Source organism: Phenylobacterium hankyongense (genome assembly GCF_003254505.1).
In the GTDB taxonomy this organism is placed as follows: Bacteria; Pseudomonadota; Alphaproteobacteria; order Caulobacterales; family Caulobacteraceae; genus Phenylobacterium; species Phenylobacterium hankyongense.
In genome coordinates, this window is the sequence record NZ_QFYP01000001.1 from 2,707,113 (window position 1) to 2,730,959 (window position 23,847).

General features: G+C 70.8%; 21 protein-coding genes. 11 read left to right on the top strand and 10 right to left on the bottom strand.

From position 1 onward, the window contains the following. Position 1 precedes the first annotated feature (1 nt). The 3 genes from glcE to DJ021_RS13040 all read left to right on the top strand — a co-directional run bounded on the left by glcE (position 2) and on the right by DJ021_RS13040 (position 5,224). Positions 2-1,195, top strand: a complete 1,194-nt coding sequence (gene glcE / locus DJ021_RS13030) for a glycolate oxidase subunit GlcE (protein ID WP_111457960.1) — start codon at positions 2-4, stop codon at positions 1,193-1,195. A gap of 2 nt (positions 1,196-1,197) precedes the next feature. Next, positions 1,198-2,487, top strand: a complete 1,290-nt coding sequence (gene glcF, locus DJ021_RS13035) for a glycolate oxidase subunit GlcF (protein WP_111457961.1) — start codon at positions 1,198-1,200, stop codon at positions 2,485-2,487. Positions 2,488-2,809: 322 nt separating this feature from the next. Further along, complete coding sequence (locus DJ021_RS13040; RefSeq protein ID WP_243626002.1) at positions 2,810-5,224, top strand: TonB-dependent receptor; 2,415 nt, start codon at positions 2,810-2,812, stop codon at positions 5,222-5,224. A 396-nt stretch (positions 5,225-5,620) separates the two neighbouring features. Here DJ021_RS13040 and DJ021_RS13045 read toward each other — a convergent pair whose 3' ends face one another. Further along, the gene (locus DJ021_RS13045) at positions 5,621-5,881 is read right to left on the bottom strand and encodes a helix-turn-helix domain-containing protein (protein WP_111457963.1); all 261 of its coding nucleotides are present in this window, start codon (positions 5,879-5,881) and stop codon (positions 5,621-5,623) included. A gap of 25 nt (positions 5,882-5,906) precedes the next feature. Next, positions 5,907-6,374 (bottom strand): NIPSNAP family protein, encoded by a 468-nt coding sequence (locus DJ021_RS13050; RefSeq protein WP_207801837.1) that lies wholly within the window; start codon positions 6,372-6,374, stop codon positions 5,907-5,909. Positions 6,375-6,678: 304 nt separating this feature from the next. On the opposite strand from DJ021_RS13050, the gene DJ021_RS13055 reads away from it, so the two are divergent. The 4 genes from DJ021_RS13055 (at position 6,679) to DJ021_RS13070 (ending at position 10,659) form a co-directional block, all read left to right on the top strand. Next, complete coding sequence (locus DJ021_RS13055) at positions 6,679-7,392, top strand: superoxide dismutase (protein WP_111457964.1); 714 nt, start codon at positions 6,679-6,681, stop codon at positions 7,390-7,392. A 91-nt stretch (positions 7,393-7,483) separates the two neighbouring features. Continuing rightward, on the top strand, positions 7,484-8,377 hold the full coding sequence (locus DJ021_RS13060) for a ThuA domain-containing protein (RefSeq protein ID WP_111457965.1): 894 nt from the start codon (positions 7,484-7,486) through the stop codon (positions 8,375-8,377). A gap of 112 nt (positions 8,378-8,489) precedes the next feature. Then, the gene (locus DJ021_RS13065; RefSeq protein WP_243626145.1) at positions 8,490-9,893 is read left to right on the top strand and encodes an anthranilate synthase component I family protein; all 1,404 of its coding nucleotides are present in this window, start codon (positions 8,490-8,492) and stop codon (positions 9,891-9,893) included. Next, positions 9,883-10,659, top strand: coding sequence for an aminotransferase class IV (locus DJ021_RS13070; RefSeq protein ID WP_165837210.1), 777 nt, complete (start codon positions 9,883-9,885; stop codon positions 10,657-10,659). The genes DJ021_RS13065 and DJ021_RS13070 overlap by 11 nt, the downstream gene beginning before the upstream one ends. Here DJ021_RS13070 and guaD read toward each other — a convergent pair. Genes guaD through uraH form a run of 7 tightly spaced genes read right to left on the bottom strand, consistent with a single transcriptional unit; the run spans position 10,649 to position 18,712 of the window. Next, complete coding sequence (guaD, locus tag DJ021_RS13075) at positions 10,649-11,965, bottom strand: guanine deaminase (RefSeq protein WP_111457967.1); 1,317 nt, start codon at positions 11,963-11,965, stop codon at positions 10,649-10,651. The two genes, DJ021_RS13070 and guaD, sit on opposite strands and share 11 nt — an antisense overlap. Beyond that, positions 11,962-12,456: an ureidoglycolate lyase gene (locus tag DJ021_RS13080; protein WP_111457968.1), complete on the bottom strand. Its 495-nt coding sequence runs from the start codon at positions 12,454-12,456 to the stop codon at positions 11,962-11,964. Before DJ021_RS13080 ends, guaD begins: the two co-directional genes overlap by 4 nt. Continuing rightward, positions 12,456-13,649: a urate hydroxylase PuuD gene (locus DJ021_RS13085; RefSeq protein WP_111457969.1), complete on the bottom strand. Its 1,194-nt coding sequence runs from the start codon at positions 13,647-13,649 to the stop codon at positions 12,456-12,458. Before DJ021_RS13085 ends, DJ021_RS13080 begins: the two co-directional genes overlap by 1 nt. Next, on the bottom strand, positions 13,646-14,605 hold the full coding sequence (gene xdhC / locus DJ021_RS13090; RefSeq protein WP_111457970.1) for a xanthine dehydrogenase accessory protein XdhC: 960 nt from the start codon (positions 14,603-14,605) through the stop codon (positions 13,646-13,648). Before xdhC ends, DJ021_RS13085 begins: the two co-directional genes overlap by 4 nt. Further along, positions 14,598-16,928: a xanthine dehydrogenase molybdopterin binding subunit gene (xdhB, locus tag DJ021_RS13095; protein WP_111457971.1), complete on the bottom strand. Its 2,331-nt coding sequence runs from the start codon at positions 16,926-16,928 to the stop codon at positions 14,598-14,600. The genes xdhC and xdhB overlap by 8 nt, the downstream gene beginning before the upstream one ends. Continuing rightward, positions 16,921-18,369, bottom strand: a complete 1,449-nt coding sequence (gene xdhA / locus DJ021_RS13100; RefSeq protein WP_111457972.1) for a xanthine dehydrogenase small subunit — start codon at positions 18,367-18,369, stop codon at positions 16,921-16,923. Before xdhA ends, xdhB begins: the two co-directional genes overlap by 8 nt. A gap of 1 nt (position 18,370) precedes the next feature. Then, the gene (gene uraH, locus DJ021_RS13105; protein ID WP_111457973.1) at positions 18,371-18,712 is read right to left on the bottom strand and encodes a hydroxyisourate hydrolase; all 342 of its coding nucleotides are present in this window, start codon (positions 18,710-18,712) and stop codon (positions 18,371-18,373) included. Positions 18,713-18,823: 111 nt separating this feature from the next. Here uraH and puuE point away from each other — a divergent pair, with 111 nt between their 5' ends. Next, complete coding sequence (gene puuE, locus DJ021_RS13110; protein WP_111457974.1) at positions 18,824-19,759, top strand: allantoinase PuuE; 936 nt, start codon at positions 18,824-18,826, stop codon at positions 19,757-19,759. Here puuE and DJ021_RS13115 read toward each other — a convergent pair. Then, positions 19,743-20,660, bottom strand: coding sequence for a slipin family protein (locus DJ021_RS13115; protein ID WP_111457975.1), 918 nt, complete (start codon positions 20,658-20,660; stop codon positions 19,743-19,745). The two genes, puuE and DJ021_RS13115, sit on opposite strands and share 17 nt — an antisense overlap. A gap of 141 nt (positions 20,661-20,801) precedes the next feature. Between DJ021_RS13115 and uraD the strand changes: the two genes are divergently transcribed. From uraD to DJ021_RS13130, 3 genes are all read left to right on the top strand, one after another. Beyond that, the gene (gene uraD / locus DJ021_RS13120) at positions 20,802-21,308 is read left to right on the top strand and encodes a 2-oxo-4-hydroxy-4-carboxy-5-ureidoimidazoline decarboxylase (protein ID WP_111457976.1); all 507 of its coding nucleotides are present in this window, start codon (positions 20,802-20,804) and stop codon (positions 21,306-21,308) included. Positions 21,309-21,327: 19 nt separating this feature from the next. Next, the gene (alc, locus tag DJ021_RS13125; protein WP_207801838.1) at positions 21,328-22,293 is read left to right on the top strand and encodes an allantoicase; all 966 of its coding nucleotides are present in this window, start codon (positions 21,328-21,330) and stop codon (positions 22,291-22,293) included. A gap of 214 nt (positions 22,294-22,507) precedes the next feature. Next, positions 22,508-23,764, top strand: coding sequence for a GTP cyclohydrolase II (locus DJ021_RS13130; RefSeq protein WP_111457978.1), 1,257 nt, complete (start codon positions 22,508-22,510; stop codon positions 23,762-23,764). Positions 23,765-23,847: the final 83 nt, after the last annotated feature.

Here is a 23,847-nt window from a genome sequence, read left to right on the forward strand (position 1 = left end):
CATGACGACGGTGTGGACGGCGTCCAGCGAGATCGAGGCGTTCGACGCCGTGCACGCCGCGCTCTCCGAAGGCGTGCGCCTGGAGCTGGTCGGCGGCGGCAGCCGCCGCGACCTCGGCCGTCCGGTGGAGGCCGACGTGGTGCTGGATCTGTCGGGCCTGAGCGGCGTGGTCGACTACCAGCCGGAGGAACTGGTGCTGACGGTGCGGCCCGGCACGCCCATGGCCGAGCTGGAGGCGCTGCTCGCCGCCCGCAACCAGCAGCTGGCCTTCGAGCCGCCGGACTTCGGCCCGCTGTGGGGCCGGGCCGCAGGGCAGGGAACCATCGGCGGCTGCGTCATGATCGGCCGCGGCGGTCCGCGGCGGCTGACCGCCGGCGCGCCGCGCGACCACTTCCTGGGGGTGAAGGGCGTCAACGGCTTCGGCCAGGCCTTCGCCGCCGGCGGCCGGGTCGTGAAGAACGTCACCGGCTTCGACCTGACCAAGCTGGTCGCCGGCAGTTTCGGCACGCTCTGCGTGGCCACCGAGATGACCTTCAAGGTGCTGCCGGAGCCGGCCGACACGCTGACCCTCGTGCTGCGCGGCCTGGAGGACGAGGCCGCGGTGCGGGCCATGTCGCAGGCGCTCGGCAGCCCTGCGGCGGTCTCGGCCGCCGCCCACCTGCCGGCCGACGTCGCGCCGGACGGCGCGCCGGCGACCCTGATCCGCCTGGAAGGGGTGACGCCGTCGATCCGCGCGCGCGGCGCGCACCTCACCGCCTTCCTGCAGGACTTCGGCCCCATCGAGAGCCTGGACCGTGACGACTCCCGTGCGCTCTGGAAGCGGGTCGGCGACGCAGCGTTCTTCGCGGGCGACACGGACGCCGTGGTCTGGAAGCTGTCCGTCCCGCCCACCGCGGCGCCGGCGATCGCGGCCGCCGTGGGCGGCCGGCATTTCTACGACTGGGGCGGCGGCGGCCTTTGGCTGGCGCTGCCGCCGGCGCCCGACGCCCACGCGGCGCGCGTCCGCGCGGCGCTGGCGCAGGTCGTGGACGGCGACGGCCACGCCACCCTGATGCGCGCGCCTGAGGCGCTGCGCGCCACAGCCTCGCCGTTCCAGCCGCTGGCCCCGGTGCTGGCGGCGCTGACCGGGCGGGTGAAGCAGCAGTTCGATCCCAAGGGCCTGTTCAATCCTGGCCGCATGTACGCAGGCGCCTGACCATGCAGACCCGTTTCAGCCCCGCCCAGCTTGCCGAGCCCGAGACCGCCGCCTCGGAGAAGATCATCCGCACCTGCGTGCACTGCGGCTTCTGCACGGCGACCTGTCCCACCTACCTGCTGCTCGGCGACGAGCTCGATAGTCCGCGCGGCCGCATCTACCTGATGAAGGAGATGCTGGAGACCGGCGGGCCGCCGGCGGCCGAGACCGTCAAGCATGTCGACCGCTGCCTGAGCTGCCTCAGCTGCATGACCACCTGCCCGTCGGGCGTGAACTACATGCACCTGGTCGATCACGCCCGGGCCTACATCGAGGAGAACTACCGCCGGCCGTGGCCGGAGCGGACGCTGCGCGCCATCCTCGCCGCGGTGCTGTCCAGGCCCGCCCTGTTCCGTTGGGCGCTGCGGCTGGCGGCGATCGGCCGGCCGTTCGCGCCGCTGCTGCCGGGGCGGCTGAAGGGCATGGTGGCCATGGCGCCGGACCGGCTGCCCGCGCCGGGCGCCGCCGAGCGTCCGGGCGTCTTTCCCGCGCAAGGTCCCCGGCGCGGCCGCGTGGCGGTGCTGGCCGGCTGCGCCCAGGCCGTGGTCGGGCCGGGCATCAACGAATCCGCCATCCGCCTCTTGACCCGGCTGGGCGTCGAGGTGGTGACGGCCAAGGGCGCCGGCTGCTGCGGGGCGCTGCCGCACCACCTGGGCAAGGCCGAGCGCTCGCACGCGCTGGCCCAGGCCAACATCGCCGCCTGGACCGCCGAGCTGGACGGGGAGGGGCTGGACGCCATCGTCATCACCGCCTCCGGCTGCGGCACCAGCGTCAAGGACTACGGCTATATGTTCCGCGACGACCCGGAGTGGGCGGGGCGCGCGGCGCGCGTGTCGGCGCTCACACGCGACGTGACGGAGTTCCTGGCCGGGATGGACGCCCCGATCCCGGCGACCGCGCCCGAAGGCGTCCGCGTCGCCTACCAGTCCGCCTGCTCGCTGCAGCACGGCCAGGGCGTGCGCGAGACCCCGAAGGACCTGCTGCGGGCGGCCGGCTTCGAAGTGGTGGAGCCCGCGGAGCCGCACATCTGCTGCGGCTCGGCCGGCACCTACAACCTGCTGCAGCCGAAGATCGCCAGCCAGCTGCGGGCGCGCAAGGTCGGCAACCTGGAGGCCACGCGCCCGGACGTCATCGCCACCGGCAACATCGGCTGCATGACCCAGATCGCCGGCGGCACGCAGGTGCCGGTGGTCCACACCGTCGAGCTGCTCGACTGGGCGACCGGCGGGCCGAGGCCCGCGGCGCTGAGCTGACCCCCGGTCCGCTCATCCCGGCTGCGCCGTAGCCGATCATCTACGGCGCCTCGTGAGGGCGCGCTTGGCGAGCGGCTCGGCTACCGCCCAGCTACACCACGTCCTCGACACGACCTTTGCGCACCCGCAGCGTCCGCGTCGTGGCATTTCAGCCACGGGATGTGGCCCCCTCCGAACTGTCACGCGGCTGAGGCCAAAGTGTCATCTGTCGATCCTATGTCCCCACCGTCACACTACGGAAACGTCGCCGTAGCGGTCATGTCGGCGCGGTGAGCGAGTTCCCGCCGGCCCAAAACAGGGGGCTGAGTCTATGAAATTTCTAATGTCCACGGCTGCATGGAGCTGTTTTGCGCTGGCTTTGGCGGGACCCGCCTGCGCGGCCGACGCCGCCACCGCGGGCGCCGCGGAATCCTCTGGCCGGACGCTCGATGAGGTCGTGGTCACCGCCACCAAGACCGAAACCAACCTGCAGAAAACGCCGATCGCGGTCTCGGTGCTGAGCGCCACCGCCATGGCCGACCGGCACGCCGAAAGCCTGATCAGCCTGCAGGATGGGGCCATTCCTTCTCTGCGCGTCGCCACCTTTGAAGCGCGCCAGTCGGCGCTGACGATCGGCATCCGCGGCATCGTTCCGTTCGACGCCAACCAGACGGCCCGTGACCAGGGCGTCGGCGTCTACCTCGACGGCGTCTATCTTGGCCGCCAACAGGGCCTCAACGCGGCGCTGTTCGACCTCGAGCGCATCGAAGTCCTGCGCGGCCCGCAAGGCACACTGTTCGGCCGCAACACCGAAGGCGGCGCCCTGAATATCATCACCAAGGGTCCGACCGGCGTGTTCGGCGGTCGGATCACCGCCGGCGTCGGCAACTTCGGCTCCTACAATGGCGAACTGCACCAGGACTTCCAGGAATTCTCCAACGTTTCGGTCAAGGTCGACGCGCTGATCCAGCATCAGGATCCGACGGTGAAGAACCCCCTGGCCGGCCAGGCCGGCTGGAATCAGTATGACCGCAAGGGCGGCCGGGTCACCGCCCTCTACAAGCCGAACGACCAGTTCAGCGCCCAACTCTCGGGCGACTTCGCCAAGGACGACAACACCCCGTTCTTCAGCCAGTTGGTCAGCTTCAATCCTTACGGCAAGCGCGTCCGTACCCTGGCCGAGCTGCAGGCCGGGCCGGCTAACGCTCCAGCCGGTACGATCAACCCGCTTGCGCCCCTGGTGAAGGTCTCCACCGATCGCCAGACCGTGTCAGATATCGGCACCATCCAGCAGCCCAGCGTCGACGAGACCGGCGGCCTTTCGGCGGTGCTGAAGTACAAGGTATCGCCTGACCTGGAGCTGCGCTCGATCACTGCGGCCCGCGGCGTCGCCACCAACCAGTGGGACAACTCCGGCATCGAAAGCCGCAACGTCTTCGCGCCGAACGTGAACTTCGGCCGCTACAGCCTGTCGGACCTCTTCCAGCGTCAGTTCAGCCAGGAATTCCAGGCGGTCGGCAGCCTCGGCGACAGCCTCACCTATGTGGCCGGGCTTTACTACTTCAAGGAACATGCCAAGGAATCGGCGGCCACGCCGTTCTCGAACCAGTGGAACGCCGATGGCACCGCCTACACGATCCGCTCCCCGCTTGGCACCTCGGCGGCTTCGGGCGCGACCTCTGGCTGGCAGCCCGGCACCCGGTTCATCAGCCGCGCCAGCGCGGCGGATGCGACCAGCTACGCGGCCTATGGCCAGGGTACCTACACCCCGGCCTCGATGGACGCGCTGCACCTGACGGTTGGCGGTCGCGTGACCGAGGACAAGCGCAACGGCACGCTCTACATCGTCAACGGCAAGGCGACGAACTTCACGTTCAACTACGACAAAAGCCGCTTCGACCCGCTGATCAACGTGTCCTATGACGCGGCTGACGGCGTCAGCCTCTACGCCAAATATTCGACCGGCTATCGCGCGGGCGGGGCCAACGACCGCTCGGCGACCTTCCAGTCGTTCGACGCCGAAGAGGTGAAAGCCTACGAGATCGGCGCAAAGACTGAATTCTTGGACCGGCGCCTGCGCGTCAACGTGGCCGCCTACGCCATGGACCGCACCAACACCCAGATCGACTTCGACGCGGTCGACACCACCCCGGGGAGCCCCACCCAGGGCGCTCACACCGAGGAGACGCGCAACGCACCCGGCACGTCGAAGATCAGGGGCTTCGAGGCCGACGTGACCGCCAAGGTCACGGAGAACATGACGATGGGCTTCTCCTACGCCTACACGGACGTGAAAATCCCCGCCGCGCCGTTCCCCTTCACCGGCAACGCCGCCGTTCCGCAGGGCACGCCGTTCCCGGTCAACGTGGTCTATACGCCGCCGAACGCCTGGTCGGCCTTCGTCGACTATGAGGTCCCGGCGGGTCGGATGACCGTCCGCGCCCACCTTGACGCCAACTACGCGGACGCCCAGTACGCCTTCCAGAGCGAGTTCGCGGACGTTTCGCCCACGGGGACTCTCGTCCAGAGCGTCGCGGTGAAGACGGACTCCAGCTTCATCGTCAACGGCAGCCTGACCTTGGCCGACATCAACATGGGCGGCAACGGCGCGACCGCCTCTCTGTCGGCGTGGAGCCGCAACCTGCTGGACGAGTCGCACATCTACCGGATCTCGGCCGCCAACCGCGGCACGATCGGCGACTACGCCAACTTCAACCCGCCGCGTACCATCGGCCTGGAGCTGCGCGTAACGTACTAGATCTCGGCGACGGTGCTGAAATGAGGAAGGGCGGCTCCGGGAGGAGCCGCCCTTCTGACTCGCCCGCATTTCTCACGCTGCGGCTCTGGATCGTGGCGAATTGAGCGATAGTCGGCACTGGAGCGGTGTAGCGAGGGCGGGCTAGCGGGCCGTTGAAGAAGTCCGCAGCGGTGCGCGACTAGCTAGCTTTGGACAGTGGCGCGATCGCGACCTCGCCGGCCATCGCCGCCACCTTCGGCGAACAGCTATAGGGATCGTTCCTGTAGACAGGAACCAGCGTCATCAGCTCCACTCTGACGAACGATATCATGCATGGGCTCGGCGTCAGCGGGTTCGGGGCGCAGCTCAGCAGCGCTGTGCTCAATACGGCGAGAGCCGGGATGAGCGACAGAGCAATCAGGCGGCCTGCCGCTGCTGTTCGAGGGCCTCGGTGATCTCCTGGAACACCGCCACCGGATCGGCGCCCAGTGACTTGCACATCAGGTAGAACTCGCGCAGCTCCACCCGGCGCTGGCGCTGTTCGATCATGTTGATGTGCGATTGCGACTTTCCGAGGCGCGCCGCGAGGCTGCGCTGCGACACCCCCGCACGCCGACGGGTGGCGACCAGGATGTCGATCATGATCCTGTAGTCTTCGCTGAAGATCGGGCTGGCCATCGGGGTGCTCGGGTCTGGGGTGCGGTTAGCGGGCGAGCTTGAGGTGGGGGGAGTAGTCGGTCATCCGCATGAAAACGGAATCGACCTTCTCCACGAGCTTGCCGTCGGCTTCGGAGGCCTTGGCGACCGCCTGCCACTCGGGATCGGCGCGGAAGGCGTCCCAGGCGGCGTCGCGCGCGGCGCGGCTGGGGAAGGCCAGGATGTAGACGACCTGGCCGTTGGCGGTGTCCTCCTGGTTCCAGTAGGCCACCGACTGCATGTGATGCTTGGCGAACAGCTTCAGGGTATGGTCGCGGAAGCGGGCGTTCAGCGCGTCGAGCTTGCCCGGCGCCACGTGATAGGTCCGCAACTCGTAGATGCCGTCCGTGGACAGGGTCTGGGCCCGGCTGAGCGTCGAGGCGCCGGCCAGCGCCAGGCCGGCCAGCAGCATGGGCGCCATGCGGCGCAGGCCGCCGCGCCGCCGTCCCTGGGCCGATGTTCCGTCTTGCGCCACGTTCGCTCTCTCCAGGCCCGCTATCGATGTCTACTGTATACAGTTGCGTCGATCAATGCTATGCCCTTCGGGAGGCTTGATCTTCTCTTGAGCGGGCAAGCCTTGCCTCCCTCAGGCAACCTTGACGCCAGCTGCCTAGCGCAGCTGGCGTTCTGTTTCGAGCGTCTGCGGGACGGTGTCGCCGAAATTTCGCAGGGCTGGTGACTCACGCTCAGAACTGTATACTATAGACCATATGGAACCCCGATCCGGCCGCGAGCCGGGTCAAAAGCGGGGACTGAACGTTCGGGGTCGGGGAGGGGTGATGGGGTCTGCAGGCGTCAATCGCCGCGGGGTGTTGGCGCTCACGGGCGCGGCCGCCGCCGCCGTGACCCCGGCCGTCGCCAGCGCCCAGGCGCAGCCCGCCGGACGCCCTTTCCAGCTCCAGCCGCAGCCGCTGCCGTTCGACCCGAAGAGCATTCCCGGCCTCTCCGAGAAGCTGCTCGTCAGCCACCACGACAACAACTACGCCTCGGCGGTGAAGAAGATCGCCGCCATCGAGGCGGATCTCGCCGCCCTGGACCCGAGCGCCCCCGGTTACCGCCTGAGCGGGCTGAAGCGCGAGGAGCTGCTGGCCTGGAACTCCACCCTGCTGCACGAGGCCTACTTCCACAGCCTCGGCCCGGGCGTCGCGCCGTCGGCGCAGCTGGGCGCGGCGCTGGAGCGCGACTTCGGCTCCTACGCCCGCTGGGCGGCGGAGTTCGCCGCGGTCGGCAAGTCGCTGGGCGGCGGCTCGGGCTGGGTGCTGCTGATGTGGAGCGAGCGGGACCGGCGGCTGGTCAACCAGTGGGCCGCGGACCACACCCACACCCTGGCGGGCGGCCGGCTGCTGCTGGCGCTCGACATGTACGAACACGCCTATCACATCGACTACGGCGCCAACGCGGCGGGCTATGTGGACGCCTTCATGAAGGCCTGCACCTGGACCCGCGCCAATGCCGAATTCGCTCGAGCCCTGCGGGACTCGGCGCCGGCATGAGGTCGCGGGCTGCGGCCCCGGCCAAGAGACTTTCGCATCCGCACCCCGGGGGAACCGGGGATTTGGACTGGAGGAATTGGTGAAGATTACGATGAAGCGTTCCCTCTCGCTGGCGCTCGGCGCCCTGGCGCTGGCGGCCGTCAGCCCCGCCGCGGCGCAAACCGCGGCCAAGCCCGCCGCCAAGCCGGCGCTGGATGTCCACGGCCAGCCGTTCCCGCGCATTCCGGGCCAGAACCTCGACGGCCTGCGGGTCTACATCCGCGCCGGCCTGAAGACCCACCAGGCGGGCCAGCACGACTATCCGCAGTTCCTGGCCGACTTCTCCAAGGTGCTGACCCAGCACGGCGCGGTGGTCGACGGCTCGTTCCATGCGCCCAGCGCCGCCGAGCTCGCCAACACCGACGTGGTCGTCATGTACAAGGGCGACGCCGGCTTCATGACCGCCGCCCAGCGCGAGGCCCTGCAGGCCTTCATCAAGCGCGGCGGCGGCATCGTCACCATCCACGACGTGCTCTGCGGGCCTGACCCGGCCGAGTTCGCCTCCTACGTGGGCGGCGGCAAGAAGCACGGCCAGGTGAACTACACCCTGGAAGCCAAGGTGCCGTACACCATCGTCGACAAGGCCAACCCGATCATGCAGGGCATGACCGAGATGACGCTGAACGACGAGGCCTTCTACCTGATGACCTGGTCGCAGGCGCCGAAGATCCACGTGCTGGCCACGACGGTGATCGACAACACGCCGAGCGCCAAGGGCCACGCCGGCGAAGTGGTGCCGCAGATCTGGACCTACGAGCACACGGTCGCCGGCGGCAAGCCGGCCCGCGCCTTCGTGTGGATGCAGGGCCACAACTACGCGAACATCAGCAACCCGCAGATCGAAGGCATGCTGCTGCGCGGCATCTCCTGGGCCGGCAAGCATCCGGTCAATGAACTGGTCGACTACAAGCAGCCGGCGCCCGAGCCGCGCCCGAACCGCCAATAGGCGACAGGAGCCGGCGTCTTCGGGCGCCGGCTCCAGATCGTCGCGCCGCTTGGCCGGCGCGGGCGATTGGCCCATTTAAGCGCTGCCGACGATGAGGGGCGCTTTGCGAGCCGTGACGACCACGCCTCCAGCCGATGAGGGGTCCGCGCCTGCGGTTCCGCCGTCGTGGGTGGAGGTCTGCATCCTGCCGCTGGCCTGGGTCGAGCCGCTGGCGGTGGCCGCGCGCCACGGCGAGACGCCGTTTGCGGCGCTGCTGCATTCCGGCGCCGGGCGCTGGTGCTATTTCCTGCAAGCGCCCGACGCCATCCTCGAACTCGCCGACGACGAGCGCGAGGTCGGGGGCCTGCTGGCGGAGCTGCTGGGATCGCCGGCCACTGGCCGGCCTGACGGACCGCCGTTCCAGGGCGGGGTGCTGGGCCTTGCCGCCTATGAGCTGTCGGCGCGCTGGGAGCCGCGGCTTCGCGGGCCCCGGCAGGCCGGCTGGCCGGACCTGACGCTGGCGCGCTACCCGGCGCTGCTGGCCTTCGACCGGCTCAACCGGCAGGCGCTGGCGATCGGCCGGGGGGATAGTCCTGACGCGGCGCGCCAACGGGCGAGCCAGGCCCTCGACTGGGCGGCGGGCGACCTCTCGCCCCGCGGCCTGCCGGCTCCGGCCAAGGTGGGCGTCGAGGTCACCCCACGCGCGCAGCACCGGGCGGCGATCCGGGAGGTCGTCGGGAGCATCCATGCCGGCGAGCTCTTCCAGGCCAACCTGGCGCGGCGCTGGACCGGCCGGCTGGCGCCGGACGACACGCCGCTGAACGTCTTCCTCGAACTGGCGCGGACCAGTCCCGCGCCCTATGCCGCCTACTGGCGGCTGCGGGATCGCGCCCTGGTCTCCAACTCGCCCGAGCGGTTCCTGTCCGTGCACGCCGAGGCGGACGGTCTGTGGGCCGAGACCATGCCGATCAAGGGCACGCGGCCGCGCTCCAGCGACCCGGCGATGGACGCCGCCCTGGGACGGGAGCTGTTGGCCTCGGTCAAGGACCGGGCCGAGAACCTGATGATCGTCGACCTGATGCGCAACGACCTGTCCCGCGTCTGCGTCCCCGGCACGGTGGCGGTTCCGAAGCTCTGGGCGCTGGAGAGCTTCGCCAACGTGCACCACCTGGTCTCCACGGTCCGCGGGCGGCTGGCGGCGGGCCGCACGGCCTGGGACGCCTTCCTGGCGGCTTTCCCGCCGGGTTCGGTCACTGGCGCGCCGAAGCTGCAGGCGATGTCGGTGATCGCCGCCCACGAGCCGCCGCGCGGCGCCTATTGCGGCAGCCTGTTCTGGGCCGGGTTCGACGGGGCCCTGGAATCCAGCGTGCTGATCCGCAGCATCGCATTTGCCTCGGGGCCCGAGGGCTGGGCCTTCGAGGCGCGGGCCGGGGGCGGCATCGTCGCCGACAGCGATCCGGACGCCGAGGTGCGGGAGACGGAAGACAAGATCGCCGCCATCCTTTCGGTGCTGGGGGAGACCTCCGGTGAGCGATGACTGGACCACCGACCGCGGGTTCACCCTCGGCCACGGCCTTTTCGAGACGGTGCTGTTCGAGGCCGGCGAGTTGCAGGACCTCGCCGCGCACCTCGACCGGCTGCGGCGCGGCTGCGCGGTCCTGGGCCTGCCGCCGCCGGACCCGCAGGCCTGCGAGTCCGCCCTGCGCGCGGCGGTCGCGGCCCTGCCGCAGCCTGCCCGCCGCGCCGCCGTCCGTCTCAACTGGAGCGCGGGCGTCGGACACCGCGGGCTCAACGCGCCGGATCCGCTGCGGCCGCGCCTGAGCGCCAGCGCCGCGGCCACGCCATCGCCGCCGGCGGCGATGACGCTGCGGACGGTGGAGGTCCGCCGCAACGAGGGCTCGCCGGCGAGCTATGTGAAGAGCCTCTCCTACCTGGACAATGTGCTGGCGCGGGGCGAGGCGACGCGGGCCGGCGCGGACGAGGCGCTGATGCTGAACAACCGCGGCGAGATCGCCTGCGCGGCCGCTGCCAACGTCTTCTGGCTGTCAGAGAGCCGCCTCTGCACGCCGGCGATCGCGTGCGGAGTCCTGGCCGGGACCATGCGGGCCCGGGTGCTCGCCTGGTGGCGCGCGCAGGGCTGGCCCGCGGCCGAGGTCCGGCAAGGTGCGAAAGCGCTCGCCGGGGCCGAGGGGATCTTCCTGACCAACAGCCTGCTGGGGGTCTGCCCGGTGTCGGAGCACGACGGTCGCGAACTGGGCTGGCCCGAGCAGCTCTCCCGCCTGCGGGCCGAAGTCAGCGCCTGAGATCGCCGTCGCGGGCGTGGGCCAGGGCGCCGGCCAGGTAGGCGCGTTCCACCACCCGGTCGTCGGCCAGGATGCTCAGCACGAACAGCTTGTCGGCCAGCGTCTTCGCCGCCGCCATCCGCCGGGCCAGCAAGGGCGTGGCGGCGAGGTCGAGGACCAGGAAGTCGGCCTCCTTGCCGGGCGCCAGGTTGCCGACCTTGTCGTCGAGCTTCAGGGCCCGCGCCCCGGCCAGGGTGGCGAGATAGAAGGCGTGCAGGGGATCCAGGCCCTCGCCCCGCAGCTGGCCGACCTTGTAGGCCTCGCCCATCATGTGCAGCAGCGAGAAGCTGGAGCCCGCACCAACGTCAGTGCCCAGCCCCACGGTGACCCCGCAGGCGCAGGCCTGCCGCAGGCTGAAGAGGCCGCTGCCGAGCAGCAGGTTGGAGGACGGGCAGAAGGCCGCCGCCGCGCCCGCGCCGACCATCCGGCGCAGGGCGTCCTCGCTGGTGTGGACGCAGTGGGCGAACACCGAGCGGTCGGTGAGCAGGCCGAAGCGCTGGTAGACGTCGAGGTAGTCGCGGTGGCCGGGGAACAGCTCGCCGACGCGGGCGACCTCGTCGAGGTTCTCCGACATGTGGGTGTGGACCAGCACGTCGGGGTGGGCGGCGGCGACCTCGCCGGCCATGGCCAGCTGGGCCTCGGAGGAGGTGACGGCGAAGCGCGGGGTCACCGCATAGCCGAGCCGGCCGCGGCCCCGCCAGGCGCGGATCAGGGCCTCGGTGTCGGCGCGGCCGGTCTCGACGGTGTCGCAGAGCGCCGGCGGCGCATTGCGGTCCATCAGCACCTTGCCGGCGATCAGCCGCATGTTGCGGGCCAGCGCCGCGTCGAACAGCGCCTCCACCGAGGTCTTGTGGACGGTGCAGAACACCAGGGCGGTGGTGGCGCCGTTGCGCAGCAACTGGTCGAGGAAGAAACCGGCGGCCTCGTCGGCGTGGGCGCGGTCAGCGAAAGCCTGCTCGGCCGGGAAGGTGTGGTTGTTCAGCCAGCCCAAGAGCTGCGAGCCCCAGGCGGCGATCACGTCGGTCTGCGGATAGTGGGTGTGGGCGTCGACGAAGCCCGGGGTGATCAGCCGGCCGGACAGGGCCTCCACCGGCGTGCCGGCGGGCAGGGCGGGCGCGAGGTCCTCATAGGCGCCGAACGCCGCTACATGGCCGTCCTCGACCACCAGCAGACCGTCGGTGTGGTAGGCGCAGGCCTCGGCCGCCGGCGCGCGGCAGGGGTCGTCCAGCATGTGGACCAGGGCGGCGCGGTAGGCCTGGCGGCTCATGGGCGGACCAGGATCTGGTCGGGCTCGGCGAGGTCGATCTCGTCGAGGTTCTCGCCGGGGCCCGCGCGGTCGATCACCAGGAAGTCGCTCTCCGCCTCCAGGGCCAGCAGGAAGTGGTGCCAGACGCCCTTGCGATAGTTGACCCCCTGATAGGCCGCGGCGCGGAACACCTGCACGGCGGCGGGATCGAAGCCGCCCGGCGGCGCCACGGCGACGAGGTAGGGCCGCCCTTGCAGCGGCACGAAGGCCTGGCTGCCGAGCGGATGGCGCTCGAAGATCTTCAGCCGCGGCGGGTCGAGCGGCCGGGCGCGGAACAGGCTGACGATCGCCCGCCCGCCTTCGTCGCCCACGTCGACGTCGGCGAGGTCGTTGAAGCGGGTGGTGAAGCCGTAGTTGATGGCGATCTGCTCGGCGCGGTCGGAGGCCTCGATCACCTCGCCGAACGGGGCGAAGGCGTCGGCGGTGAGCGGCTGGGGGATCACCTCGCGCATCAGGACGCGTCCGTCTTGGCGCCGGCGGCGATCCAGGCGCCGAGGGCGGCGCGCTCGGCGTCGGTCATGTGGGTCTCGTCGCCCAGCGGCATGCTGTGGGTGGCGACGGCGCGCTCGTAGATCTTCGCGGCGTGGCGGCGCAGTCCCTCGGCGGTGTCGAAGGCCGCGCCATTCGGAGCCGCGGCGACGCCGCGATGCGTCGGACTGGCCGCGTGGCACATCACGCAGTTGCGGTCGACGATGGCGCGGACCGCGGCATAGGTCGGGGGCGGCCCGGCGGCGGCGAGTTGGGGTCGGGCCTGCTCGTTCAGCAGGGCGATGGCCACGAAGCCGGCGGCGGCGAACAGCAGCACTTCCGGGTGGATGCGGCCGGCATTCTTCAGGTTGAAGAAGTGGCGCACCGCCCAGCCGACCAGGCCCAGGCCCGCCAGCCACAGCCAGTTCAGCGGCGCGCTGACGATCATCGGGTAGTGGTTGCTGATCATCATCAGCAGCACCGGCAGGGTCATGTAGTTGTTGTGCACCGAGCGCTGCTTGGCGCGCTTGCCGAGGCTGGCGTCGGGGGTCTGGCCGGCCAGCACCTGGGCGACGACCAACCTCTGGTTGGGGATGATGACCAGGAAGACGTTGGCGACCATCACCGTGCCGATGATCGCGCCGACGTGCATCACCGCGCCGAGGTCGGAGAAGACCCGGGTCAGGCCATAGGCGGCGGCGGTCATCGCGGCGAACCAGACCAGGCCGAAGACCTTGAGGTTGCGGCCCAGCGGCGAGCGGCAGAGGCCGTCGTAGACCACCCAGCCGGCGACCAGGCTGCCAAGGCCGATGGCGACCGCCTGCCAGGGCGCGAGCGCCAGCTTGTTGCGGTCGATCAGGTTGAGGTCGGCGCCGAGGTAGAAGATCAGGCCGAGCAGCAGGACGCCGCTGATCCAGGTGGCGTAGGCCTCCCACTTGAACCAGTGCAGCTCCTCCGGCATGCCGGACGGCGCAACCATGAACTTGGTCTGGTGGTAGAAGCCGCCGGAGTGGACGCTCCACAGCTCGCCGGCGACGCCCTCTCGCACCTGCGCCGGCGCCTTAAGGTGGCTGTCCAACCACATGAAATAGAACGAGGACCCGATCCAGGCGATGCCGGCGGTCAGGTGCAGCCAGCGGATCGCCAGGTTCGCCCAATCCCCCCAAACCGAGCTCACGCGGCGGTGTCCTGCGTCAGTTGCAGGAGCTCGGCCGCCAGCGCCACGGCGATCACCGCCGGGGCCTTGCTGTTCAGGCCGGGGATGCCGATCGGGCAGGTGAGGCGGGCGAGCTGGTCGGCCGTCACGCCGTCGGCCTTCAGCCGGCTCTCGAAGCGGGCGCGCTTGGTGCGCGAGCCGATCAGGCCCAGGTAGCCGAAGTCGCCGCGGGCGAGCGCCGCCCTGGTCAGCCGGTAGTCGAGGTCGTGGCTGTGGGTGAAGATGGCGTAGAGGGCGCCGGCCGGGGCGGCCTCGAGGCAGGCCTCCAGGTCGTCCTCGCTCATCAGCTCGGCGTGGGCGCCGTCGGCCTCGGGGCGCAGGTCCTCGCGGCTCGCCAGCCACTCCAGATCGAAGGGCAGGGGCGCGAAGGCGCGGGCCACCGCCTGGGCCACATGGCCGGCGCCGAAGATCACCAGCTTGGGCCGCGCGGGCTGCATCAGCTCGGAGAGCCGGCGGACCTCCGGGATCGGCGTGCGCGGCCCATCGGCGGGCGCGTCGGGAGAGGTCGGCTGGATGGATCTGCGCATGTCCTCGCCCTCGAATTCGGCTTGCAGGCGGAACGGCTCGCGGGCGGCGCAGGCGGCCGCGGCCGGCTCCAGCCACGCGAGGCTGTCGGCGTCCACCTGTTCCACCAGCAGGCGCACGTGGCCGCCGCAGCACTGGCCGAGCAGCGGGCCGAGCGGATAGTCCTGCAGGGCGTGGCGGCGCCGCGACTGGCCCAGCAGCCGGCGGGCCTGGTCGAGGCCCTGGCGCTCCAGCGAGCCGCCGCCGATGGTGCCGGTGAAACGGTCCGGCCAGACCAGCATCCGCGCCCCGATCTCCCGCGGCGTCGAGCCTTGCGCGCCGACCACGGTGACCATGGCCAGGCGCTCGCCGCGCTTCACCGCCGCCAGGGCGTTGGCGATCCACTCAGACATGATCGCCTGCCCGGCGTCGCACGTCCTCGACCGCCGCCAGGATACGCTCCGGCGTGGCGGGCGCGTCGAGGTCGGGCATCACCCTGTGGCCGCCGACGCTGGCGACGGCGTCGGTGAGGGCGGAGAAGACCGAGATCGCCAGCATCAGCGGCGGCTCGCCCACCGCCTTGGAGCGGTGGATGGTCGCCTCGCGGTTCTCGCCGCGCTGCCAGATCGCCAGGTTGAAGGCGTCGGGGCGGTCCCCAGCGGTGGGGATCTTGTAGGTCGAGGGCGCGTGGGTGGCGAGCCGGCCGGCGTCGTCGAACACCAGCTCCTCGGTGGTCAGCCAGCCCATGCCCTGGATGAAGCCGCCCTCGATCTGGCCGGCGTCCACCGCCGGGTTCAGAGAGCGGCCGGCGTCGTGGAGGATGTCGACCCGGGTGACCCGGTTCTCGCCGGTCAGGGTGTCGATCACCACCTCCGAGGCCGCCGCCCCATAGGCGAAGTAGTAGAACGGCCGGCCCTGGTGGGTGGCGCGGTCGTAGTGGATCTCCGGCGTCCGGTAATAGCCGGTGGCCGACAGCGAGACGCGGGCGAAATAGGCGCGCCGCACCAGCTCGGTGAAGCCCATCAGCTGGTCGCCGATGCGGACGCCGGCGGGGGTGAAGTCGATCAGGATCGCCGGGGTGTCGAACTCGCGCGAGGCGAAGGCGATCAGCCGGTCCTTGATGGCGCGCACGGCGTTGGCGGCGGCCATGCCGTTCAGGTCGCTGCCGGAGGAGGCGGCGGTGGCGGAGGTGTTGGGCACCTTGTCGGTGCGGGTGGCGCTGATCTTCACGCTGTCGAGCGGCACGTGGAAGGCGTCGGCGACCACCTGGGCGACCTTGATGTTCAGCCCCTGGCCCATCTCCGTGCCGCCGTGGTTCAGGTGGATGGAGCCGTCGGTGTAGACGTGGACCAGGGCGCCGGCCTGGTTGAGGTGGTTGGCGGTGAAGGAGATGCCGAACTTCACGGGGGTGAGCGCCAGGCCGCGCTTCAGCCAGGGATGCTCGGCGTTCCAGGCGGCGACGACGGCGCGGCGGCCGCGGTAGTCGCAGGTGCGTTCCAGCTCGTCCATCAACTCGAAGGCGACGGCGTCGGTGACGGTCTGGCCATAGGGCGTGCGGTCGCCGGAAACGCCGTAGAGGTTGGCCTTGCGGACGTCGAGCGGGTCCTTGCCGAGGCGAAGCGCGATGGCGTCCATCGCCCGCTCGATCCCCATCATCCCCTGCGGGCCGCCGAAGCCGCGGAAGGCGGTGTCGGAGACGGTGTTGGTGCGCAGGCGGTGGGAGACGATCTCCGCGGCCTGCAGGCAGTAGGCGTTGTCGGCGTGGAACATCGCCCGGTCGTTGATGGCGATGGAGAGGTCGGCGGAGTGGCCGCAGCGCGACGCCAGTTCGAAGGCCGCGCCGCGCAGCTTGCCGTCGTCGTCGAAGCCGACCTGCCAGCGGCTCTCGAAGGCGTGCCGCTTGCCGGTCATCGCCATGTCGTCGTCGCGGTCGAGGCGGATCTTGGCCGGGCGGCCGGTCTTCGTCGCCGCCAGCGCGGCGATCGCCGCATAGTGGATCGACTGGGTCTCCTTGCCGCCGAACCCGCCGCCCATCCGGCGCACCTCCACGACCACGGCGTTGTCCCGCAGGCCGAGCGTGCGGGCGATGATGTGCTGGGTCTCGGTGGGGTTCTGGGTGGAGGACCAGACGTGCAGGTCGCCGTCCTCGCCGGGGATGACCAGCGCCACCTGGCCCTCCAGATAGAAGTGATCCTGGCCGCCGATCGCGAGCTGGCCGGCCAGGCTGTGCGGAGCGGCGGCGATGGCGGCCTGCGCGTCGCCCAGGCGCATGGTCTGGCTGTCCTCGATCACCGCGCCGGCTTCGCGGGCCGCCGCGATGGTCAGCAGGGCGGGCAGGTCGTCGTACTCGACGACGGCCAGGGCGGCGGCGGCGCGGGCCTTGGGCAGGGTCTCGGCGGCGACGGCGAACAGCGGCTGGCCGACGAAGCGGACCTCGCCCTCGGGGAACATCGGGTCGTCGCCCATGATCGGGCTGATGTCGTTCCGGCCCGGCACGTCGGCGGCGGCGAGCACGCAGACCACGCCGGGCGCGGCGCGGACGGCGGAGAGGTCGAGGCGGCGGATGCGGGCGTGGGCGCGGGCGCTCTGGCCCACATGCAGGTGCAGCAGGCCGGCGGGCTCGGGCAGGTCGTCGATGTAGCGGGCCTCGCCGGACACGTGCTTTTCGGCGCTGTCGTGCGCGATCGGCGCATGGACGCTGGGGGAGAGCTTCAGGGGCGCGCCGGTGTCAGGCATGGGCCACCGCCTGCGCCTCCGGGACGCGCGTGGGCGCGGCCGCGGCGCTCTCCAGGAAGGTCTTGAGCAGCAGGTTTTTCGCGGCCTGCAGGCGGTAGCCGGCGGAGGCGCGCATGTCGGAGATCGGCTGGAAGTCCTCGGCCAGGGCGGTGGCGGCGGCGAGCACGGTGGCGCGGGTCCAGGGCCGGCCGGCGAGGGCGGCTTCGCAGGCTGCGGCGCGCTTGGGCGTCGCCGCCATGCCGCCGAAGGCGATGCGGGCGTCGGTCACCGCGCCGTCCTTGACGCCGATCGAGATGCCCGCGCAAACCGCTGAAATATCCTGGTCGAAGCGCTTGGAAAGCTTGAAGATCCTGAAAATTCGGCCGGGCGGGGGCTTGAGCACGGTGACCGCCTCGACGAACTCGCCGGGGCGGCGGTCCTGGCGGCCGTAGGCCAGGAAATAGGCCTCCAGCGGCAGGTCGCGGGTGGTGTCGCCCTGGCGCAGATGCAGGGTGGCGCCGGCGGCGATGAAGGCCGGCGGGGTGTCGCCGATCGGCGAGCCGTTGGCGATGTTGCCGCACACCGTGCCGAGGTTGCGCACCTGCAGCCCGCCCAGGCGGCGGAGCAGCTCGCCGAACTCCGGGTGCAGGCCGGCGAGGGCCGCATGGGCGTCGGCGTAGCGGACCGCCGCCCCGATCCGCAGGGCGTCGCCGAAGTCCTCGATCCGGCGCAGCTCGGCGACCTCGTTGAGGGAGATCAGCGTCGTCAGGGTGCGGTGCTGCTTGGTGACCCACAGGCCGACGTCGGTGCCGCCAGCCAGCAGGGTGGCGTCGGGATTGTCCACGACGGCTTGGGCCAGCTCTGCGGTGGTGCGCGGCGCGAGGAAGCGGCGGCCGTGGTGCTCGACCGCCAGCGGTTCGCTCGGCTGGAGGGCGGCCAGCGCCTGCGCCAGGGCGGGCGTGTCGCCGGCCTCGGGGTCCTCGCCCATGGCCTGGCCGGCGGCCAGGATCGGGCCATAGCCGGTGCAGCGGCAGAGGTTGCCGGCCAGCGCGTCCTTCAGGCCGGCGGTGTCGGTGGCCGCGCCCTCCCGCTGGTGGGCGTAGAGCGACATCACGATCCCCGGCGTGCAGAAGCCGCACTGCGAGGCGTGGCTCTCGACCATCGCCCGCTGGACCGGGTGCAGGGCGCCCTCGCGCGCCAGGCTCTCCACGGTGAACAGCGCCCGGCCATCGAGCATCGGCGCGAACAGCAGGCAGGCGTTCACCGCCCGGAACCGCACGCGGGCGGCCTCCAGCTCGCCCAGCACCACGGTGCAGGCGCCGCAGTCGCCTTCGGCGCAGCCCTCCTTGGTCCCGGTGCGGCGCAGGTCGTAGCGCAGCAGGTTCAGCACGGTCAGCGTCGGGTCGACGTCCGGGAGCTCGCGGACCTCGCCATCCAGCAGGAACCGGACCGGGCGTCCCATCTCAGCTGCCGCGATAGGTGGAGTAGGCGAAGGGGCTGACCAGCAGTGGCACGTGGTAGTGCGCAGCCGGGTCGGCGACGCCGAAGTCGAGGGCCACGGTCTCCAGGAAGGCCGGCTCGGGCAGGTTCACGCCGAGGCCGCGGAAATAGGCGCCGACGTCGAACTCCAGCCGATAGGCCGACGCTTCCAGCCGCTCGCCGGAGAGCAGGGGCGCGTCGCAGCGGCCATCGGCGTTGGTCACCGTGCGCACCAGCTCGCGGCCGGCCTGCAGCAGGCGCACCGCCACCCCGGCCGCCGGGCGGCCGTGCATGGTGTCCAGGACGTGGGTCGTGAGGCCGCTCATGGGAGTTCCGTGATCGCCAGCCGCCCAGGGTCGGCGCAAGGGCCGGGAATTGCAACTAGGTCCGTGGCTTGCGACGGTGGCCTCCACCAGAAGCCTGTTGTGCGGTTATCCATGCCCTCCGAGCCCTATCCCCGAGACCTGATCGGCTACGGGCCCAATCCGCCGCATGCGGACTGGCCGGGCGGGGCGCGGATCGCCGTCCAGCTGGTGCTCAATTACGAGGAGGGCGGGGAGGCGAGCATCCTGCACGGCGACGCCGGCGCGGAGACCTTCCTGTCGGACTTGATCAACCCCGCGCCGGTGGTGGGCGCGCGGCACATGAGCATGGAGCAGGTCTACGAATACGGCGCCCGCGCCGGGGTCTGGCGGCTGCTGCGGCTGTTCGAGCGGCTGGGCGTGCCGGTCACCGTGTTCGGGGTGGCGATGGCCATGGAGCGCAATCCGGCGGTGGTGGAGGCCTTCCTGCAGGCCGGGCACGAGATCGCCAGCCACGGCTGGCGCTGGATCAACTACCAGGACGCTTCCGAGGACCTGGAGCGCGAGCACATGGCCCGCGCCATCGAGATCCACACCCGGCTGACCGGCGCGCGGCCGCTGGGTTGGTACACGGGCCGGACCAGCCCCCACACCCGCCGGCTGGTCGCGGAGGAGGGCGGCTTCCTCTACGACGCCGACGACTATTCCGACGACCTGCCGTTCTGGACGCAGGTCGCCGGGCGGCCGCAGCTGATCGTGCCCTACACGCTGGAGGCCAACGACATGCGCTTCTCCGGTACGGGGCTGAACACCGGCGAGCAGTTCTGGTCCTACCTGAAGGACGCCTTCGACGTGCTCTACGCCGAGGGCGCCGAGCGGCCGAAGATGATGAGCGTCGGCCTGCACTGCCGGATCGTCGGGCGGCCGGGGAAGATCGCGGGGCTGGAGCGGTTCATCCGCTATGCGCTGGGCCACCCGGACGTCTGGTTCTGCCGCCGCATCGACATCGCCCGGCACTGGCGCGATCGCCATCCCCCCGACGCGGGCCCTCGGGTCAGTGCGGTTCGATAGGAATCCCGTCGGCCTCCGCGGCGCCCGGCCGTCGGGCCATCCCCAAGGCTGTCAGCCCGGCGATCCCGCCGAGCTGCATGGATTCCAGGGCCGCGCTCGGCACCACCACGATTGTGGAATTGGTCTTCAGGCCCTCGTAGAGCATGTTCATGGCGCGCAGGTGGAACGCCGTGGGGTCGTCGGCATAGGTCCGGGCGGCGGCCTTGAACTTCTCGGCGATCTGGCGCTCGGAGTCGCCCAGGATCACCCGGGCCTGGCGCTCCCGTTCGGCCTGAGCCTGCATCGACATGGCGTTCTCCAATCCCGTGGGGATCAGCACGTCCTTAAGCTCCACGGAGATGACGTTGACGCCCCAGGGCTCGGTGCGCTCGTCGATGATCCTGCGCAGGTCGTTGCTGATCTTCTCGCGCCCCTCCAGCATGTCCGACAGCATGGTCTTGCCGATGACGTCGCGCAGGGCGGTCTGGGCGGCCCAGCTGATGGCGCTCTGATAGTCAGCGACGTCGACGGCCGCCTTCTGGGCGTCGACGACCTTCCAGAACAGCACCGCGTCGACGTCCACCGGCACGGTGTCGCGGGTCAGGGTCTTCTCGGCCTTGAAGGTGGAGGTGATGACCCGGGTGTCGATCCAGTTGGCGATGGTGTCGACGATGGGGATGATCACGAACAGTCCCGGCCCTTGCAGCGCCCGGAAGCGGCCGAGCCGCAGGACCACGGCCCGGTCCCATTGGGCGGCGACCTTGACGGCGGCGGCGACGATCACCGCGAGGGCGGTGGCGGCGACCGCGATCCAGATGCTCCCCCAACTGCCGGAGCCGCCATAGGCTCCATAGGCCAGCGCCAGGCCGAGGCCGGAGATGGCGAGGAACAGGAACGCGGGAACAGTGCTGGTCGTCCTCATCTTGGACCTGCCCGGCGCAAGCATGAGCGCCGCTGCGCCATCCAGCGGAACGCCCGGGTGGCGCTCCTGTTCCGAACGCTGTCCTTGATCTAACGTAGCCGGGTGGGATCTGCCTGCCTGTCCGCCAGCCGAGGGCCGCCAATGCGACCGAGTGAGCTTTCCGGGGCGGAATTCATCGCGCGGTTCGGCGGGGTCTACGAAGCCTCGCCATGGGTGGCCGAGGCCATCTGGCCGCTGGCCAAATCCGGTGTGCTCGACAGCCCGGAGCCGCTGGGGCGCGAGATGCGGACGGTGGTCGACGGCGCGTCGGTGGAGATGAGGCTGGCGCTGATCCGCGCACACCCGCAGCTGGCCAGCCGCGCCAGGATGGCCGACGCCTCGGTGAAGGAGCAGGCCGGGGCGGGGCTGGACCAGTGCTCGCCGGAGCAGTTCGAGGCCTTCCAGCGTCTGAACGCCGCCTATGACGCCCGCTTCGGCTTCCCCTTCATCATCGCGGTCAAGGGGCTGAGCCGCGCCGAGATCCTGGCCGCGTTCGAGGCCCGGCTCGCCAACGAGCCCGAGGCCGAGTTCGAGGGCGCCATCGTCCAGATCCACCGCATCGCGGCCTTCCGCATCGCCGACATCTTCGAGGATCGCGCCGCTGTTTGACGACCTGCGCCGCCAGCACGTGGACCTGGCCCAGCCGCGGCTGGGCTCGAAGGTGGTCTACGCCACCGACGACTTCTTCGCCGACAAGGCGCGGCTGATCGCGCCCGCCGAGCCGGTGTTCATCCCCGGCAAATACGACGCCAACGGCAAGTGGATGGACGGCTGGGAGAGCCGCCGAAAGCGCGTGCCCGGCCACGACTGGTGCGTGGTCCGCCTGGGCGTGCCCGGCGTGGTCGCCGGCTTCGAGATCGACACCCGCCACTTCACCGGCAACTACCCGCCGGGCGCGGCGCTGGAGGTCTGCCGTTCGGGCGAGACCGCGCCCGGCGACGACGCCGGCTGGATCAAGGTCACGCCGCGGCTCGACCTGAAGGGCGACGACCGGGTCTACGTTCCGATCGAGCACCCCGAGCCCGTCACCCACGTGCGCCTGCATATCTTCCCGGACGGCGGCGTGGCGCGGCTGCGGGTGTGGGGGAGGGTGGTCCCGGACTTTTCAAAGCTGGGCGTCGACGAGGTCATCGACCTGCTGGCCCTGGCCAACGGCGGGCGCGGGATCATCGCCAACGACGAGCACTACGGCCGGGTCGAGAACCTCACCGCGCCGGGCCGCGGCGTCCACATGGGCGACGGCTGGGAGACGCGGCGCCGCCGTGAGCCGGGCCACGACTGGGCGATCCTGGAACTGGGCGCGGCCGGCCTGATCGAGGCGGTCACGGTCGATACGGCGCACTTCAAGGGCAACTATCCGAACCGCTGCTCGATCCAGGCCACGGCTGCGGCGCAGGGCTCGCCGCAGGAGGTCGCCGAGCAGGCGCAGAACTGGCCGGTGCTGCTGCCGGAGGTGAAGCTTTCCGGCGACCACGTCCACGTCTTCCGCGACGAGCTGGCGAGCCTCGGACCGGTGAAGTTCGTGCGGCTGAACATCTATCCCGACGGCGGCGTGAGCCGGCTGCGGCTGATGGGGCGTCTGGCGGACGCGTGATCTCGGGCCGGCGCCGCAAGCAGATGCGCCTGGCCTCCAAGATAATGGAAAGATCAGTGGCGGGGCGGATCCGTCGGGCGGCGCTTGCCGCGTCACAGGCGTCGCCGGACGACTTGCCAAGGCCAATATCCGGGAGCAGTCTTCGATCTCAAAGGCCCTGCGCCGGCGATCCGGCGGCAGGGCTTTCTTGATTCTGGAGGCGCGACCCAGCCCCATGTCCAGCAACAGGACATCGCATATCCGGCTCACCTCGCATCCCGGGAATGGCTCGGCGAGCCGCTTCCCCATCCATTGGGATGCGCCGACGGCGCGCGAGCGCGGCCCGGTCATCGCCACGCCGAACTCCGGCGCGGACCGCAATGCCGTGGGCGCGCACGGCGGCGCCTATTCAATCTATCGCGCGCTGGCGATCTCCGCCGGCGCCATGGACCCGCTGGTCCGGCCGGAACTGCACAACACCCATCCGGTGGTCTCGATCGGGCCGCACCCGCAGTGGAGCGAGGCCGGCAAGATCGTCTCGCTCGACCCCTGGGGCCACCGGGTGGCCGAAGACTTCGCCCCGGAGTTGGCCGAGGGCGTCGACATCCGCCCGACCATCGCGGTCACCAAGGCGCGCATCAGCCTGCCGGAAATCGCCGACGCCATCGCCAGGGGGCGGCTGACGGTCGACGGCAAGATCGTCCACGAGGGCGGCGACGTGGCGGTGACCAAGGCCGCCATCGATCCGGTCTGGCACCTGCCGGGCATCGCCGAGCGGTTCGAGGTCGACGAGACCCAGCTGCGGCGCACCCTGTTCGAGCAGACCGGCGGCATGTACCCGGAGCTGGTCACCCGGCCCGACATCGCGGTCTTCCTGCCGCCGATCGGCGGGATCACCCTCTACATGTTCGGCGACCCGGCGCAGCTCGGCGATAGGCGCTTCACGCTCACCTGCCGGGTGCACGACGAGTGCAACGGCTCCGACGTCTTCGGCTCCGACATCTGCACCTGCCGGCCCTATCTGGTCCACGGCATCGAGGAGAGCGTCGCCCAGGCGCAGGCCGGCGGCACGGGGCTGATCGTCTACAACCGCAAGGAGGGCCGGGCGCTCGGCGAGGTGACCAAGTTCCTGGTCTACAACGCCCGCAAGCGCCAGCCCGGCGGCGACCAGGCGGCGACCTATTTCGAGCGCACCGAGTGCGTCGCCGGCGTGCAGGATGCGCGCTTCCAGCAGCTGATGCCGGACATCATCCACTGGCTGGGCATCCGCCGGATCGACCGCTTCGTGTCGATGTCCAACATGAAGTACGACGCCCTGGTGAAGGGCGGCATCGAGATCGGCGAGCGCGTGCCGATCCCGGATTACCTGGTCCCCGACGACGCCTCGGTGGAGATGGAGGCCAAGAAGGCCGCCGGCTACTTCACGCCGGAACCGGCCCCGACCGCCGCGGACCTGGCCAAGGTGGTCGGCCGCGACCTCAAGGAATTCTGAGCATAGAGCCGCGCGCCCACTTCCATCTGTCATCCCCGCGCAAGCGGGGACCCAGGTGTTTTATTGAGGACCACCGGCGTGTC

Excerpts from the sequence above, each read along its gene's own strand:
- xdhB (WP_111457971.1), bottom strand. The coding sequence starts at position 16,928 with ATGCCTGACACCGGCGCGCCCCTGAAGCTCTCCCCCAGCGTCCATGCG.
- guaD (WP_111457967.1), bottom strand. The coding sequence starts at position 11,965 with ATGAGCCGCCAGGCCTACCGCGCCGCCCTGGTCCACATGCTGGACGAC.
- puuE (WP_111457974.1), top strand. The coding sequence starts at position 18,824 with ATGCCCTCCGAGCCCTATCCCCGAGACCTGATCGGCTACGGGCCCAAT.
- xdhC (WP_111457970.1), bottom strand. The coding sequence starts at position 14,605 with ATGTCTGAGTGGATCGCCAACGCCCTGGCGGCGGTGAAGCGCGGCGAG.
- xdhA (WP_111457972.1), bottom strand. The coding sequence starts at position 18,369 with ATGGGACGCCCGGTCCGGTTCCTGCTGGATGGCGAGGTCCGCGAGCTC.
- DJ021_RS13045 (WP_111457963.1), bottom strand. The coding sequence starts at position 5,881 with ATGGCCAGCCCGATCTTCAGCGAAGACTACAGGATCATGATCGACATC.
- DJ021_RS13130 (WP_111457978.1), top strand. The coding sequence starts at position 22,508 with ATGTCCAGCAACAGGACATCGCATATCCGGCTCACCTCGCATCCCGGG.
- uraH (WP_111457973.1), bottom strand. The coding sequence starts at position 18,712 with ATGAGCGGCCTCACGACCCACGTCCTGGACACCATGCACGGCCGCCCG.
- DJ021_RS13115 (WP_111457975.1), bottom strand. The coding sequence starts at position 20,660 with ATGAGGACGACCAGCACTGTTCCCGCGTTCCTGTTCCTCGCCATCTCC.
- glcE (WP_111457960.1), top strand. The coding sequence starts at position 2 with ATGACGACGGTGTGGACGGCGTCCAGCGAGATCGAGGCGTTCGACGCC.
- DJ021_RS13060 (WP_111457965.1), top strand. The coding sequence starts at position 7,484 with ATGAAGCGTTCCCTCTCGCTGGCGCTCGGCGCCCTGGCGCTGGCGGCC.
- DJ021_RS13040 (WP_243626002.1), top strand. The coding sequence starts at position 2,810 with ATGTCCACGGCTGCATGGAGCTGTTTTGCGCTGGCTTTGGCGGGACCC.
- uraD (WP_111457976.1), top strand. The coding sequence starts at position 20,802 with ATGCGACCGAGTGAGCTTTCCGGGGCGGAATTCATCGCGCGGTTCGGC.
- glcF (WP_111457961.1), top strand. The coding sequence starts at position 1,198 with ATGCAGACCCGTTTCAGCCCCGCCCAGCTTGCCGAGCCCGAGACCGCC.
- DJ021_RS13055 (WP_111457964.1), top strand. The coding sequence starts at position 6,679 with ATGGGGTCTGCAGGCGTCAATCGCCGCGGGGTGTTGGCGCTCACGGGC.
- DJ021_RS13080 (WP_111457968.1), bottom strand. The coding sequence starts at position 12,456 with ATGCGCGAGGTGATCCCCCAGCCGCTCACCGCCGACGCCTTCGCCCCG.